General features: G+C 44.6%; 16 protein-coding genes. 5 read left to right on the top strand and 11 right to left on the bottom strand.

Annotated features, from left to right (window positions below):
- The first annotated feature begins 5 nt into the window (after positions 1-5).
- Complete coding sequence (locus ABWW54_RS12855; protein WP_353412713.1) at positions 6-908, top strand: sulfotransferase domain-containing protein; 903 nt, start codon at positions 6-8, stop codon at positions 906-908.
- Positions 909-955: 47 nt separating this feature from the next.
- Positions 956-1,876: a glycosyltransferase family 2 protein gene (locus ABWW54_RS12850; RefSeq protein WP_353412712.1), complete on the top strand. Its 921-nt coding sequence runs from the start codon at positions 956-958 to the stop codon at positions 1,874-1,876.
- A gap of 100 nt (positions 1,877-1,976) precedes the next feature.
- Here the strand turns inward: ABWW54_RS12850 and ABWW54_RS12845 are convergent, their stop codons facing one another.
- From ABWW54_RS12845 to fusA, 6 genes are all read right to left on the bottom strand, one after another.
- Positions 1,977-2,984 (bottom strand): glycosyltransferase family 2 protein, encoded by a 1,008-nt coding sequence (locus ABWW54_RS12845; RefSeq protein WP_353412710.1) that lies wholly within the window; start codon positions 2,982-2,984, stop codon positions 1,977-1,979.
- Positions 2,974-4,284, bottom strand: coding sequence for a lipopolysaccharide biosynthesis protein (locus tag ABWW54_RS12840; protein ID WP_353412734.1), 1,311 nt, complete (start codon positions 4,282-4,284; stop codon positions 2,974-2,976). The genes ABWW54_RS12845 and ABWW54_RS12840 overlap by 11 nt, the downstream gene beginning before the upstream one ends.
- Positions 4,285-4,300: 16 nt before the next feature.
- Entirely contained in the window at positions 4,301-6,025 is a 1,725-nt protein-coding gene (locus ABWW54_RS12835) for an ATP-binding protein (RefSeq protein ID WP_353412709.1), read from the bottom strand.
- 34 nt (positions 6,026-6,059) lie between these two features.
- Positions 6,060-6,602 (bottom strand): heme NO-binding domain-containing protein, encoded by a 543-nt coding sequence (locus tag ABWW54_RS12830; RefSeq protein WP_353412708.1) that lies wholly within the window; start codon positions 6,600-6,602, stop codon positions 6,060-6,062.
- Between the two features lie 28 nt (positions 6,603-6,630).
- Positions 6,631-7,209: a response regulator gene (locus tag ABWW54_RS12825; RefSeq protein WP_353412706.1), complete on the bottom strand. Its 579-nt coding sequence runs from the start codon at positions 7,207-7,209 to the stop codon at positions 6,631-6,633.
- 304 nt (positions 7,210-7,513) lie between these two features.
- Entirely contained in the window at positions 7,514-9,598 is a 2,085-nt protein-coding gene (gene fusA, locus ABWW54_RS12820; RefSeq protein ID WP_353412705.1) for an elongation factor G, read from the bottom strand.
- 459 nt (positions 9,599-10,057) lie between these two features.
- Here fusA and ABWW54_RS12815 point away from each other — a divergent pair, with 459 nt between their 5' ends.
- The 3 genes from ABWW54_RS12815 (at position 10,058) to ABWW54_RS12805 (ending at position 11,340) form a co-directional block, all read left to right on the top strand.
- The gene (locus ABWW54_RS12815; protein ID WP_353412704.1) at positions 10,058-10,273 is read left to right on the top strand and encodes a hypothetical protein; all 216 of its coding nucleotides are present in this window, start codon (positions 10,058-10,060) and stop codon (positions 10,271-10,273) included.
- Between the two features lie 260 nt (positions 10,274-10,533).
- Complete coding sequence (locus ABWW54_RS12810; protein WP_353412703.1) at positions 10,534-10,839, top strand: hypothetical protein; 306 nt, start codon at positions 10,534-10,536, stop codon at positions 10,837-10,839.
- Positions 10,840-11,133: 294 nt separating this feature from the next.
- A complete protein-coding gene (locus tag ABWW54_RS12805) occupies positions 11,134-11,340 on the top strand; it encodes a cold-shock protein (RefSeq protein ID WP_353412701.1) in 207 nt (68 codons plus the stop codon).
- Between the two features lie 668 nt (positions 11,341-12,008).
- Here the strand turns inward: ABWW54_RS12805 and ABWW54_RS12800 are convergent.
- From ABWW54_RS12800 to ABWW54_RS12780, 5 genes are all read right to left on the bottom strand, one after another.
- Positions 12,009-12,917, bottom strand: a complete 909-nt coding sequence (locus ABWW54_RS12800) for a sugar kinase (RefSeq protein ID WP_353412732.1) — start codon at positions 12,915-12,917, stop codon at positions 12,009-12,011.
- A 113-nt stretch (positions 12,918-13,030) separates the two neighbouring features.
- Positions 13,031-13,780 (bottom strand): SDR family NAD(P)-dependent oxidoreductase, encoded by a 750-nt coding sequence (locus ABWW54_RS12795; protein ID WP_353412700.1) that lies wholly within the window; start codon positions 13,778-13,780, stop codon positions 13,031-13,033.
- Between the two features lie 168 nt (positions 13,781-13,948).
- Positions 13,949-15,247, bottom strand: a complete 1,299-nt coding sequence (locus ABWW54_RS12790) for an MFS transporter (RefSeq protein ID WP_353412699.1) — start codon at positions 15,245-15,247, stop codon at positions 13,949-13,951.
- A 29-nt stretch (positions 15,248-15,276) separates the two neighbouring features.
- Positions 15,277-15,636, bottom strand: coding sequence for a cupin domain-containing protein (locus tag ABWW54_RS12785; RefSeq protein WP_353412698.1), 360 nt, complete (start codon positions 15,634-15,636; stop codon positions 15,277-15,279).
- Positions 15,637-15,649: 13 nt separating this feature from the next.
- Entirely contained in the window at positions 15,650-17,842 is a 2,193-nt protein-coding gene (locus ABWW54_RS12780) for a heparinase II/III domain-containing protein (RefSeq protein WP_353412696.1), read from the bottom strand.
- Positions 17,843-17,848: the final 6 nt, after the last annotated feature.

The raw sequence follows: 17,848 nt of genomic DNA, 5'->3' as shown, positions 1-17,848 counted from the left end.
TCAAGATGACCACGACTACAGAGATAAAACCAAACTTTATCATCGTCGGTGCGGCCAAATCCGGAACGACGAGTCTATATAGCTATTTGAAAGCTAATCCAGATATTTTCCTCCCGGACTTTAAGGAACCACATTATTTTGCCAAAAATCACGCATTCAACTTCGATGTACTATCTGATAGAGATGCTTACTACCGATTGTTTGAAGGGCAACAAGAACCGGCTCTCGGTGAAGCATCTACTGCCTACCTATACTTTCCTGACATACCCGACAACATTCACGCCGAACTACCGAACTGCAAAATCATAGCTTTAGTTCGTAATCCCACTGAGCGTGCCTTATCTCTCTGGGGCCATCAAATTAGAGAAGGATTAGAGGAAGACTCCCTAGAACAGGCTATCAAACAAGAACTCGCTGGTACTACGCGGAGTGTAAGCGGAGTTGAATACGGATTTAACTACTGCAGGCAAGGCCTGATAGCTGACAATATCGATTCGTATATCTCATCCTTTGGTAAAAATAATGTCTATATCGCGGATTACCAACAACTTAGGACCGATCCACAAGAGCTGATAAACCAAATTTGTGACTTTCTTGACGTACCCCCCCACAGAATAAGTGAAAAAAACAATCGGTTGAATGCCTCTGGAAACCCCAAGTTTGGTTGGTTTCATAAGATGTTAAATTCTAAACACCCAGTGCGACAAGCACTGGTCTTGCCACTGAAGCTGTTTATGCCAGCGCAGCTGCGCCATAAGCTTTGGAGCAAGCTACGAAACTGGAACATACTGCAAGGTCGGCGCCATCAAATCGACCTATCTACTAAAAATTTACTCGATCAATACTTTGCGTCAGACGTCGAACGCGTCGCGACTCGAATACAAGAATGCCGCCAACGCTCTCTTTGATTTAGCCTATACCATAAACTGAAATCGGCAGAGTTCGACAAAACCATATGAAAATCTCGATTGTAATTCCACTATTCAACAAACAAGACAGCATCAAACGCGCTATCAACTCGGTATTGCACCAAGTCGAGGTAAACCCCGACGACATTGAAATTATTATTGTTGACGATGGTTCGTCGGACAACTCTTCAGCTGAGGTTGAGCAGATCATCGAGACGCTGAAGGGACGATCAATCTCATTAATCAAACAAGAAAACGCAGGTGTTTCATCGGCACGTAATAGAGGCGTTAAGCACGCACAAAGCCTTTATGTCGCCTTTTTGGATGCAGACGATACCTATGAACCGACCTTTCTATCAGAGATTGATAAATTGATTTCGCGCTTTCCAACAAGCGCTCTATTTTGCACCAGCTATAACTTTGTGTATGAAGAAGATCACAACGTAAAGGCAGCGAAAGTGGCCAATCTGAGTTCCAAGAAAGAATGCCATATTCTGCCTGACTTCTTTCTGGTTGCTGCTACTGGAGACCTTCCGTTCTGCGCATCTAGCATTTGTGTTAGAAGATCCATTTTTTGGGAAGTCGGTGGGTTTCCGATTGGGGAAAACATGGGGGAAGATCAGTCACTCTATTGCCAAATTGCACTAAGACACGACATCGCTTACAGCCCCGCACCCCATGCAAACTACTACTGCTGTACCAGTGGCTCGCTAATGCAAACTCATGAAGTGGCTAGTGAAATGCCGTATTCCAAAAGGATACAAACTTTGCTCGACCAGGGACACATTCATTCACAGAAAGAACCCTCGGTCAAAAAATACATCGCTGGGCACCTCCTAGATTTAGTCCGACGAAATCTATATTCAGGTAATACACAGGCAGCGCAAAGACACTTAAACGACGCGAGATCTAAGGCTCGGCCGTTAAAGTGGTTATATTGGGCTTTCCGAGTAAAAGTACGTGGGTAAAGTACAATAGAAAATAAAGAATTTGTCTAAGAAGTCACAACGTATTGCGCGCGACACCACGGTGTTCAACGATTTGATCAGACAAAATATTCAAACGCTTCTACAACATAGAACTTAGCATTTTCTTTTGCCAAGCGACAGGCAAGAAAGCAAACAGAACACTTGCACTGAATGTAGTCAGAGTCCTCGCACTCTCTTCCATAAGAGCGATCGGATTGTGTCTCAAAGCAGCAAAACACCACTTTAATGCACTTCGTCCTTTAGCCTGAGAGAGGCAACGTCTAGCAAGGTATCGACACTGGAACGCTTTTGCAGCACTACCATGCTCTTTCACAAAGTCAGGATCTATGGCCTCGAGCTTTTCGACAAATGCTAACCAAGTTTGATACTGAGTGTCCACATCCGCTGATAGACCAGCTTCATTGACACGATAATATGTTAGTGGCACATCAATCAATGAAAACTCTGTGGCAGTTGAAACGGCGATGCGGGTCCAGCAATCAATATCTTCAGACTGCCTTAACTCTTCATCGAAATATTGCGCATAACTTTGCCGTTCGCCGTTCTTATTTCGTCCCTCTACTGCTATTCGCTCAAGTATTGATTTTTCAATCACAGGCGCTGAACCATTTCCGATCGGATTACGACAAAAAACATTCCTGGCTGTGTATCCATGCTTAATGTAGGGCGTCTGTATCCGGTGCAAGGGCTCGCTCTGCTCGTTAACGAACATAGAAGCGCTAAACGTCACTCCGGTATTCGGGGACTTGTTAAAGCAGATAAGGTGCTTTTTCAGTTTGTCTTTATGCCAAAAATCATCAGAGTCCAAAAAGGCGATATATTTTCCACGAGCTTCTCTGATACCGGTGTTTCGAGCCCCGGCTAGACCTCTGTTTTCTTGAGAAATAATACGGATTCTTGGGTCTGAGAACCTACTCCGAATGAGAGCGATCGATCCATCTGGGCTAGCGTCATCAATTATCAAAAGCTCGAATTCAAGGAAGGTTTGAGATAGCACTGAATCAACCGCTAATTCAACGTAGGCCTCGACGTTGTAGACCGGCATGACAACAGTCACAACAGGTTCCTTAATTTTTTCAGCATTCATGATCTGAGTTCTCCTTCTTATCGATTACGCCATTAACTGAAGAGTGTGATTTAAAAGTAACTCGCCATACGTAAACGAGGTACAGCGGATTCGTCACCGTGTAAACCAACAACACACTTAGTGCCACAGCCATTAAATTAAAATGAGCCGCGATTGCAACGGCAGAGATAAAAAGCATACTAAACCCCATATTCCACCGGAAGTCCTGCTTAATACCATTCGTTGCCAACATAAGTGCAGAGGCACTTTCCGCAAGAGCTCGAGGGATGGCTGATAAACAGAGTAAGGCCAATATTGGAATAGCATGGGACCAGTGCGTACCAAACACGATCGGAACATAGAAAAACGCCAGCCCGGCTTGTGCTGATAATAAGGGAACCACAATCAAACAGATCTTTTTGAGATTACTCTGGAACCGCGCTTTTAGCGCCACCATATCGGAATTCACCTCGCATAGATTTGGGTAGAGCGCCGAGTTTACCGCTTTGATTAAGGTTAAACTGAAACCCAGTCCAGCATTTCGAGCAAAGTAATATAGACCAAGCGCTTCCATGCCCAATAGGCGACCGACAATCATGTTATCCAAATTTAAACGAGCTGTTTTTAATACCTCTATGCTTAAATAGTAGCGCCCAAATTCCAGAACCTCTCGCCACAACTCAAAAGAAAGTAATTGCCCCGAGGGCTTCCATCTATATGCACGTCTGTAACCAAACAGCCAAATGGGTGTCGTCAAAAATTTAGGCAACACAATGGCCCAGGCGCCAAGTCCTAACAATGCAAGCATGGCCGTTAGAATATTGTCCACTGCTACCTGCCCACCGTCAATCATCGCAACGGCTTTAAGGCGCTGCTGCCTTTGAACCAGAGCTGCCTGTACCATCCCATACGGCATCAAAAGGTAGGTAAAAGATAAGACTTGTAACATGGGAACCAAGGCTGGGGTGTTATACCAGTCAGCTATGGGGTAAGCGATTAAAACTTGGATAAAAAACAACGACGAACAAAACACCATATTCAAGCGGTATGCCGTATTGCAAACTTGATCCAATTTTTCGTCTTCACATTGAACTATTTTTGCGCCTATACCATTTCGGCTAAAGACTCTAATTAACTCATTCACCGTCAGTACCAGAGCCGCGATACCGAATGCTAATGGATCGAGAACTCTCGCAAGCACGATTGCGGTGAGTAATCGTGTCACTCTCACGAGTACTTCACTCGCTCCGAGCCAACCCAGATTAGCCAGAAATCTATTCTCTGCTATTGCTTTTGTACGTTGCTTCCAATATTCACGCACACGACCCAACACGCCATCAACCCTGATGAATCCTATCTAACTCGATTTGAAGTTGAGACTCAACTTCTGACCATTCGGCCTCGATGCTCTCTATCCAATCGTGAGCGAGCGGTGAGTCAGAATTTGCCTCCAGCTCAGCAAGTTTTTCCGCCAGACTGGTCTGCCCCATACTGGCCGCGCCCCCCTTAATAGAGTGGCTAATTTTGTTGATATGATCGACCTTGTTGTCGGATATTGCCGCTTTAAGCTGCTTTAAGTGCTTTCTAGAATGCTCCAAAAAGGTCGGTGCAATTTCCGCAAAAACCATTTCCCAAGCGTCACCAAACTGGGCCTTAAAATAGGAAGGGTCAAACAAAGCAATGTCAATCGTTTGCATTTCCCCTGTGATCGAGCTGCTCTCTATCTTAACGCGAGACGCCGGAACTTTCTCCAACGCATCGGCTAATTCAGTCAAACCAAGTGGTTTGGAAAGAAATCCATCGAAGCCTAATCCCAACAATCGGTTCCTCTGATCTTGATAGCTGGACGCAGTCAACGCGACACAATAATGTCCTGCGATTCGATCATCAGATTGACGAATGGTTTTCAACGTTTCTTCGCCGTCCATTACTGGCATTAAAATATCCAGTAACACCAAGTCATAAGATTGGCTTTGAAGCTTTTCTATGGCTAACAACCCATTGTCAACTATCTCAGCTGTCAACCCCAGTTGAGCCAGCTGAGCGCTGAGTACCTTTTGATTTGTTGGATTATCTTCAGCCACCAAAATGCTTATTTTAGCCGATTCTGATTGAACCTCAGATCCATTGGAAGCCGGTTCAATGATAGCGTCGTTAACTTCTTCAGCTGGCAATGAAAATTCGAAGACACTGCCTTCCCCAACGATACTTTCGCAGCTTATGCTACCTTGCATTAAAGAACATAACTGGCTGCAAATTGCCAAACCCAAACCAACGCCTTTATCCGGCGAACCGAGTTGTTCGTAAGCGTTGAAAATTTTCTTCAATTGGTCCTCAGGAATACCAACGCCAGTATCGATCACTTGAACGGATAACATGCCTATGCCCTCTGAAACCGCGTTCCTACGGTACGAAACATACAGTTTAATTACCCCTTCGTGAGTATTTTTCAGGGCGTTTGATACTAAATTATTAACGATTTGTTTGTAACGCCCCTTATCCAGTCGAATGTAATTGGGCATATCGCTATCTAAGTTCATTTCGAGGCTCAGCCCCTTTGACTCAGCTTCGATTTTAAACATAGATATGATGTTTTGATGAATCCGTTTGGTCTCCACGGGTTCGAGGTGAATCTCCAACTTCCCAGCTTCTATCTTTGTGATATCCAGCATATCGTTTAACAGCACAATTAAAGCTCGAGCTGCACTGCTCATTGTATCCACATAGTCGAGCTGAGTTTCCTGCAAATCCGTTGTTAGCAATATCTCAGACAACCCCACGATGGCATTAAGAGGGGTCCGAACTTCGTGACTCATTTGACCTATGAACGTGGAGCGCTCGTCCAACGCCTTTTGAAGTCGCTGATTACTGACGCTCAGTTCATGGGTGGCAAGCTTAATATCGTCCTCTAAACCACGCTGTATAGATTCCAGTTCTGAGTTAGCGGCATACAATTCTCTTGATTTTTGTTCTAACAAACGCTCGGCTTCATCTCTCGCCGCCTTTAACCGCTTGGTTCTAGAATCAGCTAACTTTAATTGTGTTTCCAAGTCTAATGTCATACGACCTCACGCTCCCCAAGACATCATATGCCGCTTAATTTGAAGAAACCGCTATCACGAATTTAGCAGAACATTGGTCCTCTGATATTTCACTGGAAACTAATTTCTCTTTATCGCCGAAATATTGAATGCAGGCCATCACCAAAGCTTTCGCGACAGCGGCCAACGGCCTAGGAGAACTGTAATCTAATACAAGACTTTCTCCTGTGTTGGTGTATTCGAATTTCGGAAGTTCAGCATCTGGATAGAGCTTTTTAACCTCGACGTGGATGTGGTTGTCTATCTGACTTAGCATGTGAGCAGCCGAATCGACTCCCTCAAAGAACACACTGTAATCGCGCCTAAACACCATAAACAAATGCTGCGAAAATTTGTTCACTAACTCAGATGCCTCAATTTCCGATTCTGCGGCAGCATGCGTTAATAATTGAATCAACTCCTGATAGTCATAGTGCCCTACCCTAGAATACGCCCCACCAGACCCAACCCCACTTTTATCAATCACAATTTGAGCCTGATCTGGCCCCAAACTGGACTCTAAAAACTCCACAAACTCCGACAATATAATTCCTTTCATTATCAACTCCGCAATTAGGGTTACGTACTTAACTCATATCTAAACGATCGAATATCGCACTTTTTAACTCTTCGACGTTCACCGGCTTACTAAAAAAAGCAACGTCTGTGGGTATTCCTCCACGTTCCGCAATACTCTCACTAGAAAGCCCACTGATAATAATAATCTTATCGCTCGTTAATTGTTGCGACTTATACAGTGACCGGATCATTTGCAACCCATCCATTCCAGGCATGTAAATATCTGAAATCAAAAGATCTGGTGGTGATTGTCCAATATCTAATAATCCTTCGAACCCATCTTGCTTTGTGACAACCTCTATGGGCTGGCTCCAAGAGTCGATCGCGGCTTGGTAAAACTTAGCCACGGTTGGATTATCCTCTACTACAAGAACCCGTTTTTTATTATTGGGGGTGGCGTCAGTCGGCTCTCGACCTTCAATATGATCTTGAACTGACTTAGCTACTATTCTACGGTGTCCGCCGGCTGTTTTCCAAGCCTCAAGCGCCCCGTTTTCAACCCACAACTGAACCGTGCGTACGGAAACTCCCAACAGTTTCGACGTTTCTATCGTTGTGTAATATTCCTTTGTGTCTTGATTTTTCATTCAATGAAAAAATTGTATGTATGAATTATTTAAATATCATTTTTATCATTTATTTCAATTTATGCAAGCGAAAATTGAAAATATTTGATAAAAAAGATAATTTAACTTCTAGAACACACATTTTCTCGCCGTTAATTTCTATATTTGCCTTTTTTATCACTTTCATCGCAACCAATTTAGGCGAACTTCAATAATCCACCAATATCTATTGGACAAAAAAAAGCCCCGCCAGGATATAGCGGGGCTTCCTATTTAATGTTGGAATGCAATTGTTACATCACATTCTCAAGCTCTTGATAAAAGACTACTTAGCAGCGTCTTTTTCCTTTTGCTCAGCAATCACGTCCTCAGCCACGTTACGAGGACATGGCATGTAGTGTGAGAACTCCATCGAGAACTGCCCTCGACCCGAGGTCATAGTGCGAAGATCACCAATGTAACCAAACATCTCTGAAAGTGGCACATCAGCTTTAATGCGGACGCCGGTTGGCGTAAGGTCTTGCGACTTCATCATGCCACGACGACGATTCAAGTCACCAATCACATCACCTACGTTGTCCTCAGGTGAAAACACGTCCACGCCCATAATAGGCTCAATAATCTGCGCTCCAGCCTTAGGCAAAGACTGTCTATAAGCACCTTTTGCTGCAATTTCAAAAGCAACAGCAGAGGAGTCAACCGCGTGAAAACCACCATCAATCAATGTAACTTTAACGTCTTCGGTAGGGAATCCAGCTAATACGCCTTTTTCCATTGAACCAGCAAAGCCCTTCTCAACCGCAGGCCAGAATTCACGTGGTACGTTACCACCAGTCACTTTAGATTCGAATTCGAAACCAGCACCAGGCTCGTTTGGTTCGATGATGTAATCAATCTTACCGAACTGACCAGAACCACCAGACTGCTTCTTGTGGGTGTAACTGTCTTCAATACGCTGAGTGATTGACTCGCGGTAAGCTACTTGAGGAGCACCGACTTCACACTCAACACCGTGAGTACGTTTCAAGATATCAACTTTAATATCTAAGTGAAGCTCACCCATTCCTTTCAAAATTGTTTCCCCTGACTCTTGATCAGTTTCAACAATGAAAGAAGGATCTTCAGCAACCATTTTACCGAGAGCAATACCCATTTTCTCAGTAGCTGCTTTGTCTTTAGGGAACACAGCCATTGAGATTACAGGATCTGGGAAAACCATTGGCTCAAGAGTGACTACGTCTTTTTGGTCACACAAAGTATGACCAGTTTGAACGTTCTTCATACCCACAATCGCGATGATGTCACCCGCTTGTGCACGATCTAATTCAATACGATCATCAGCGTGCATTTCGACCATACGGCCTACGCGCTCAGTTTTACCTGTGAACGAGTTCAAAATAGTGTCACCTTTATTAAGCACACCAGAGTAAATACGCACAAAGGTCAATGCGCCAAAGCGGTCGTCCATAATTTTGAACGCCAGTGCTTTGAACGTTTCGTCTTCAGAAACCGTCGCTAGACGACCTGTTTCTTCGCCTTCTTCATTAACGATAGGTTGTGCAGGTACTTCAGTTGGGCTTGGTAGATAATCAACTACCGCGTTCAATACCAATTGAACGCCTTTGTTTTTGAATGCTGAGCCACAATAGGTTGGGAAGAACGTCAATTCGTTAGTACCTTTACGGATACACGCCTTGATTTGCTCCATAGTTGGCTCTTCACCTTCTAAGTACATTTCCATGATGTCATCGTCAGCCTCAACCGCTGTTTCGATCAACTTCTCACGATATTCTTCAACTTTATCAACCATGTCAGCTGGTACTTCACCAACTTCATACTTAGTTGGATCACCTGAATCATCCCAAACGTAAGACTTACGCTCTAGAAGATCGACAACACCAACGAAATCGTCTTCGATACCTATTGGCAGCACCATGACTAGCGGGTTAGCGGCTAATACGTTCTCAACTTGATCTACTACGCGGTAGAAATCAGCGCCCATACGATCAAGCTTATTAACGAAAATAACGCGAGCTACTTTAGACTCGTTCGCATAGCGCCAGTTAGTTTCTGATTGAGGCTCAACACCGCCAGAACCACAGAATACGCCAACACCACCATCGAGCACTTTCAGAGAACGGTATACTTCTACGGTGAAGTCAACGTGTCCGGGCGTGTCAATGATGTTCATGCGATGGCCAGCCCATTCACAGCTTGTCGCCGCAGACTGAATAGTGATACCACGCTCTTGTTCTTGCTCCATGAAGTCGGTAGTGGCTTCACCGTCGTGTACCTCACCGATTTTGTGAATCTTGCCTGTTAGGCTCAAGATACGCTCAGTGGTAGTCGTTTTCCCCGCGTCAACGTGCGCGAAGATACCAATATTTCTGTATTTCGATAGGTCAGCCATGTCGATCTCTCAATGGTGAGTTGTTACGTTCTGCGCCCTTCCTTTATTAAGTTTGGGCAAAATTTAGATGCATCTAAAAAACTAAAAAAGGTGCTGGATCACAGACCCACCACCGACTGGTGCGCGATTCTACCTTAAGTTGCATGATAGGTCTAAGCCTAAGATGGAAATTTTTTATGTATTTTCATTCATTTTTTCAAACAAAATCCATGTTCTAAAGAAAATCGCACCTCATAGATCACCAAGCAGATATAAAGCGAACATCAAACAACACAATAGTCTTTTATATCAATGAGTTGCGAATTTGAAGCCAAATTGCAACACGCAGTATGTGGTCACCCTATCGTAATATTCAAGGATTACCCTTAAGACACCGTGACAATAGTCAATACCGAACAGCCGAATGCTGCTCATTTTGGCCTAAATCCTTTTGACAACTGACAACGAAGTTGACTCCCTATGATGCACATAGACCGCCCAATGGTAACACTATTTTTCGATCTGAAGCGCCAAGTCCCATTCGAAATGCAAGACCAAATGAAATTGGCTTCACCGCAACTTGGTGTCAATCTTGTAGAGATATACCAGCAGTCCCGCTGCCCTGCCATTCGATCTCAAATTGAAGAATTCTTGGCACGCGCTGGCAACCACTGGCAAAGCAAGCTGTCTGCATAAGTAACTCAGAATTCGCAGCAAGCGTTTCTGAACAACGGGTTGCAAGCACCAACTGTGTTCTTTGATTTATTGATTGCGCAAATTTGGTGCATGAACCCCGGGGTTTATAGCCAACAGATCGATACCAAAATGTCGCTGTGCCCTTTCCTACATCAACCTACTAAGGCTCTCACTCGTTTTTCAGAACATTTGGCATACACTTTGCTTGGTAATTAATTCACTGAATGTATCCCCTACACACTATGAATATAGACAGATACATGGTTAATCTTTTTTTTGAAATCAAGAGAAACCTTCCTTTTGAACTGCGTTCGCCTTTGAAGATATCAAATGCAAATTTATGCGACGACTTGATCGAGGTGTATTTATCAATTGACAACGAAGCGAACCAACGACTTATCGAAGTTTTCTTGGAACGAGCTGGCGAGACATGGGGGAAAAAATTGTGTTCGGCGAGAATACCACCCTTAGATAAAAACACCGATCAACGGGGAATATCAAACATTAAACAGCCTTTGAAGTCGATCAAAAAAGCCCGTTACTATCGTGGCGTATTAGTCGAATAGCCTCCCCCCATACCCAATCTGAATGATTTATCACAGATAACGTTAACTTACATATTGTATGACTTATTAAGGCGTCGAGTTTTATTGCCGCCCATTTTTTCTTATAATAGCGATACTTGAAAGTGCGCTCGAATTTAGGCCCAACTGGTTCCATGCCAACCTGTTTTCAATCGGTGGCATTAGTAATTCGGTTTAACTTAAACTTCGCTAATTTCACGTATTACCGATGAGCGAATTTGCATATTGATCAAAAGCTCTAATATCCACTTAATGCATTAAACAGGAAACACCACGATGGCAACACTTACCGGAACCGTAAAATGGTTCAATGAAACGAAGGGCTTTGGCTTTATAGAACAAGAATCTGGTCCAGACGTCTTTGCTCACTACAGCGCGATAGCGAGCAGCGGCTTCAAAACATTAGTAGAAGGATCTAAGGTCGAATTCGAAATCAAAGAAGGCGACAAAGGCCCCCAGGCTGAGAATATCGTTCAGCTTTAACGACACAGAATAAGCCTTGGCCCCAGAACTTTCCTGGGGCTTATATAATTTCAAAACGTTTTTGCCATCCTACGGAAACGTCTAAATCAACTTGCCGTTGCCGCCCAGCCAAGCCCTAGCCAATTCTTGATTAATCGGTTTCATTTCCTCTACAGCTGTTCGGCGGCCATTCTTACAGACACAGCTCCCCCCAGCGATGTATTCCTCACATCGGCTACCCGATTAAAGGATTACGCTTCCAACTTGAAATAACTGCGAATAGAAAGCGCTATTCACACCCTCTCTATTTTGAGATTATCAACATCGCCAAAGAAATTGGTATGGGCGTACATACGCATAACGAAGACTTGTTAAAGCTATGAGATAGCCGGATTAACGAGGACCATACTCGACAGTTAGGATGAACATCAGGTCGTGAAAATGGCGAGGTTTACCAATTACAATAAACCTCGCCGAAAGCCACCGTTTTCTTGAAGGAGATATGGGTGGGTGGTCTAGCGAACAGGCACCATTATGGATAGCCAGTTCAGCTCATATGACTGGTATCATATTACTAAACACTTGTATTTCATAGTTTTTAGGTGAAATTACACGTTTCGACGACAATATTAGGGGGAAAACAAACCCAAGGCCGACGTATTCATCTGGCCTCCCACCCGAAGCACTATCTATCGCATACTTTCAAGTGGGATAATCGCGCCCTTGTGCTGAATAACTTTTGCCGCTAAACGGTGTCCTTCTTCACAACACGCCTGCAATTTAGCTCCTTCGACGTAGGATGCCAAGAACCCCGCATTGAACGAATCTCCGGCTGACGTTGTATCTACCACCCCTACTTTCTGAGCAGGCACTTCTTCAATTCGCCCATCCGAAGAGTAGTGACAACCATTTTCCCCCATCTTAACAACCGCGATGGAGACCCCGCTTGATTTAAGACGCGTTAGAACATCATTAGCGCTTTTATCCTCGTAAACGGCCATCTCATCGTCTAAGGTCGACAAGGCAATGTCGCAGTTTCCATAAGCCAGATCAAAGGCCGCAACCGCTGATTGACGGTTAGGCCATAAGTTAGCTCGGTAGTTGCCATCAAACACAACCTGTCCTCCAGATTCACGGTATTGCTTTAAGAAGTCAATGACATGAGCTTGGGTAGCGTGAGGAAGAATTGCCAAACTTATTCCCGACAGATAGATATAACCGTACTCATGCATACGCTTAAACACTCGCTGACGAACCGGCGCATCATTAAGCCATTGAGATGCGGGTGAATTTTTTCTCCAATACTTAAAACTTCGTTCTCCAGATGAATCCAACTCAATGAGGTACATTCCCGGCACTGACTCTTTTTGAAAAACAACGTTCTCACAATTAACGCCCTCATCAGCCCATTGCTGCACCATCCAACGACTTAAACTATCGTCCCCTAACGCACTGAAATAGCTTACTTGCGCACGAAGTCTCGCTAAGTAAACACTCGTATTGAGAGAGTCGCCTCCAAATGATAACTGACAGGGTATGTTTGACCCTCGAGACTGTTCTGAGGAAGCGCTCAACTCGAGCATACATTCGCCTAACACGGCTATAGAACTACGTTTCGTCACGATCTAACCTTCATATTCACTCATTGCTCGACAGACAGATTATCTGCCGAGCCGATAACGTTAACGCCGTTACCTCATTCAGGAGTTGCTTAGAAAAAAGCGAGCCCACCATTAATATCAATATTTTCGCCAGTAATGAACGAAGAGTCTCCGCTCGCAAGATAACTAACCGCATCAGCCACTTCTTCAGACTTACCTTCTCGTCTTAAAGGTGTTGCGTTAGCAATATTTTTACGAACTTCGTCTTTACTAAACGTGTCATGAAAAGTAGTGCTAATGACACCAGGACATAAAGAGTTCACACGGATGCCTTGTGGCCCAAGTTCTTTAGCCATTGATCGAGTAAACGTAATTACCGCGCCTTTTGAGGTAGCGTACGCAGAAGCACCGGGCCCACCGCCATCCCTTCCGGCCAATGACGCAAGGTTGACAATTGTGCTCCCAGACTTCATATGCGGCACACAATACTTGGTCAATAAGAAGGTGCTATTGACGTTTAAGCGCATCACATGATCAAAAAAGTCCTCGTCCATTTCAACGATCGTCTTTCTGGCCACCAACCCACCAGCAACATTAACCAGTACATCAACCCCACCAAAGGCTTCGACGGTTTTAGCTACCAAAGCCTCAACATCAGACTTCACCGACATGTCACCACGCACAATGATTGATTCACCACCCAAGGCCTGGACTTCATTCTGAGTGGCCTTAGCATTGTCTTCATTATTGCAATAATTGATAACGACTTTGGCTCCTTCGGAAGCCAGCTTCAAAACAACAGCCTTTCCAATATCGCGAGTACCGCCACTGACAACAGCAACTTTATTTTCAAATTTCATACTTTTTCCTAACCATTACGGAGCTTTAACTAATTTCAAACAGCCGATTGACCCACTACTGCTTCACACACAAATCGTGGACTGTTTCACCGACCAATACCTAAGAGCGCACAACAGAGCTCTTTCCATTCTTACTGCGTTGTACACCCATAATTTCAAACTACCGACCTAATGCGGTTTTAATGGCTCAATTTTTGGGCACAACAACCAAATACTCGCCATCGCTATAATTGCCAACGCTGCGCCGATGATGAACACAACCGTATAGTTGCCATCAGAGGTTAGCGATGGAACGGAATAGATCAACGCGCCAGCAGCTAACTTTGCAGCCATGCCAGCAAACCCAGCCAACGACCCGACACTTTTTCCACCCAACAAATCACTCGGTAAGGTTTGCACATTGCCGATGGCAGTCTGAAAACCAAAAAGGATCGTGGCCATGATCAACACAGCGGCCACGGGACTGCCAGGGTTTGACAACATAAGCAACGTGGGCAACATAATTAGGCACCCGAGTGAAATCACAAGTTTTCGAGTCTTATCGACAGACCAGCCACTCTTTAGCCGATTCTGAGCCAACAAGCCCCCAAACCAGGCGCCGAGCATTGCCCCAACGTAAGGCACCCAGCCATAGATCGCTAAGCCTTTAACGTCCATGTTGTAAACGTCAACTAGATATGTCGGTATCCAAACTATGAACAACCACCAAATCGGATCAATTGCCGCTGTGGCAATGATGACGCCCCAACTCTGTTTATGAGACAACATCTGACCGGTCGTCGGCGTGTAACCATCATCAAATTCGCCATCACGATCAAGGTCTTGGTTCTTTTGACCACTTAATATGTACTCTCTCTCTTCAGCCGTGATCCAAGGATGCTTTTGTGGTGGGGCCTTCACCAATATCAACCACGGGATCAGCCACAACAAACCCGTCAGACCGACAATGACAAAGATCGCCTTCCAGCTAAAAAATATGGCCAGATACGCGATCAACGGTATTGATACAATGCCGCCGATCGCAGCACCCGAATTAAAAATGCCTTGAGCCAATGCTCTCTCTTTTGTCGGAAACCATTCGGCGTTCGCTTTTGCTGCACCCGGCCAGTTACCAGCCTCAGAAATCCCTAAAATCGAACGAAACAAGCTAAAGGTCAGTATGCCTTGAGCGAAAGCATGTAATGCTGTCGCAATTGACCAAACGCCAATTGAAAGAACAAAGCCCAACCTCGTGCCTATCCAGTCGAATATTTTGCCAAAGATGGCCTGCCCGAAAGCATAGGAAAATAGGAAGACGATACTGATAATTCCGTACACTTCTTTTAATTCTGCCGCACTCTTATCTGGGTAAATTTCTTTTCCCATAAATGGCCATAGCACGCTCAAGGTTTGCCGGTCGATGTAGTTTATGATCGTTGCCAGGGCAACCAAACCAATGACCCACCAACGTAAATTCTTTAACTTCATGCTTATCTCCGTCTACCGTATATTCGTTATTATTTTTCTAAGAAGTCTTGCCTTGCGGGGCTAAACACATCCAACAACACACCTGTTTTTTTACACAAAGCGCCATGCATCTTGTTAGGCGCGATGTAGAAAGAGTCGCCGGCTTTTAGAAGCTTCACAACCCCGTCAACCGTAACCTCAAATTCACCGCTCTCTACGTAGCTAACCTGAGAATGGAAGTGTTTATGCGCATACCCAATCGCACCGGCCTCAAACCAAACTTTGGCAATCATTAGCTGGCCATCAAAGCCCAACATCTGCCTCTTAATGCCTTCATCAACTTGTTCGATCTCTTGCTCAGAACCAAGAATGAAGCTTTCACTGTGTGTCTTTAATTCAATGTTGCTCATTTTCATTTCCTCGTTAATAGTCGAAAACTCCTACCCAACCAGACCATGAGAATGACTGATTAGCGACAGTGATTTTGTGGTTTCCAGCACCAGACTTTCCAATGGCGATTGCTATGTTTTTGCCATTTTTAAGTTCGACGAGAACAACATCAGCGGACCTTTTCTCAATCAGTACCAACGAGGCAACGTTACTCGCACTTTCATTCGTATATTCCAGTATTGGGTTATATTCACCGTGCGTTTCAAGTATCGACAAGAAGGTGTGATCTCTGGCGCTCACACGTTGAATCACCGCTTGTTCAGACCGCAAATTGAAATCAGGATCATTGGCCCCGATCCGCGTGAACAACATCTCTCCGTTTTCACTTGAACTGAAATTAGAATGCGCGAAGGAAGCTGTGTAGAAACGACCAGAATTTATCCAAGTAACTTGAGGCAACTTTTTGTTTGGGGTCGCCTTAGCCTCTTTCCACAAAAACTGATAACCATTTGCCTTACCAAGCGGCGAACGACTCTCAACACTGGCCTCAAGATCCGCGACCACATTGGTAATATGACCTTGAAAATGAATTGGCAAATCATATTGATGGTCACTGTCACTGCTTACTTTTAGTAGATCCAGTACCAGAGACTTACTTAAGCTAGGGTGCGACACCAAAGCCATGGTTCGCTGCATAACAACACCATCATAGGCGCTATCGACAATCGCAGACGTCGCCTCATGACTTGCTTTTTGCTCAACAAACACTATCTCTGGTGCGTATTTCTGCCCTAAGCGCCACTTTCCAAGATACTGGCTCTGTTGATCAACAACCAAGGTGTTATGAGCGATGGTTTGCTTAGCGTACAGATTGTTTTCAGGCAGGTAGTGCCCACCATATTTCGACTCAATATTGAGAAATCGAGCGGCTCCATAATCGCTGACTATTTCCTCTCCGTTGTCGAAGTACAGCCAATTTAGGCGATCAAAGTGCCCATGCCCTAAACCTTGCGATGTATTCTTTAGCACCAGCGCCTGATGGTCGTGTTCAAGGCCCGATCGAAAAATGGTTAACGCGCCCTGATCACCATTTTCTCCATCCTTGAAGTGCATAGATCTGTATGGAAACGGCTGTATTAGGCCATCATCGATGCCTTTGGCCAATCGATAGCCATCACCTGAGATACTAACCCTGCCTTGCAGTGTCGCAATGTCCAGCAACGCCGGGTCGTTTGTTAAACCGTAAGCGATTGAAATACCATTAACTAACTCGGTAGTCTCAATACTTTTATCTTTAATCGCATCATTGATGGGAAAGAACAGTTTGTTATAGCTTAGTTGAACCGTCGCATAGATCGCTTTCAACAATAATCCATTTCGATGTTCAAAGATCTTTCGCTCAGGCTCATTATTTTCAATCGCGCGGGCAAAAAGAACAAAAGGCATTAATGCGTAACGCTGATAATATGGGCCTTCAGTGTAATAGCCATCAGGCGAGAACAATTTATCAATCTGCTTTAGAAACCCAAAGTCACCAGACTTATCCAACCCCATCAAGGATTGCTCAACCATCTCAAGGTCATTAAGGACATAGCCAGTCATTCCAACTGCCGCGACCGCCCACGTACCATGATTATGAATTTTATTGAATGTTTGGGGCGACTCTTTAGATAGAAAGTTCGTCATCGGCCTGAGCAGGCCCTCTTCTATTCGCTCGCGGTCTTGATCACTTAAACTGCTTAGGATTGCATCGTACCCTTGAATCGAATACACCAACCACACGGCTTCATTAAGACTCTGCCAAAACAGCCTTCCGGGCGACTGCTCCTTTTTGTTAGGATGCTCCCCCAACGTCGGATACAGATCGGCATAGGCAAGCAATAAAGCTCTCGCGTGATCAAAATACTTGCGATCCGAAGTCAGTTGATACAACAATCCAGCTTCATAAATCGTATTGTTATTACGCTTATGTTGTTCATGCGTGTACCCTCCCCCGGCGTGCAACGGAATAGGAACATCAATGGGCGCCGCCATCGTGGCATCCACCTTGCGTTTCAAATGACTAAATGAGGCCATGAACGTTGGCGATTCATTCAAGCCACTGCGAATTATCGCCGCGTCATCGATGGTTAGAATTAACCTCGGGTTTTCTTCATTTTTTGCAAAACAGGTAAGCGAAAAAAACGACAACAGAAACAACGTGATTGCTAGGCGTGTAATATTCATAATTGA

Source organism: Arenicella sp. 4NH20-0111 (assembly GCF_040366405.1).
Classification (GTDB): Bacteria; Pseudomonadota; Gammaproteobacteria; order Arenicellales; family Arenicellaceae; genus Arenicella.
Note: the sequence above shows the minus strand (reverse complement) of the source record. Positions and strands in the feature narration are given on the sequence as shown.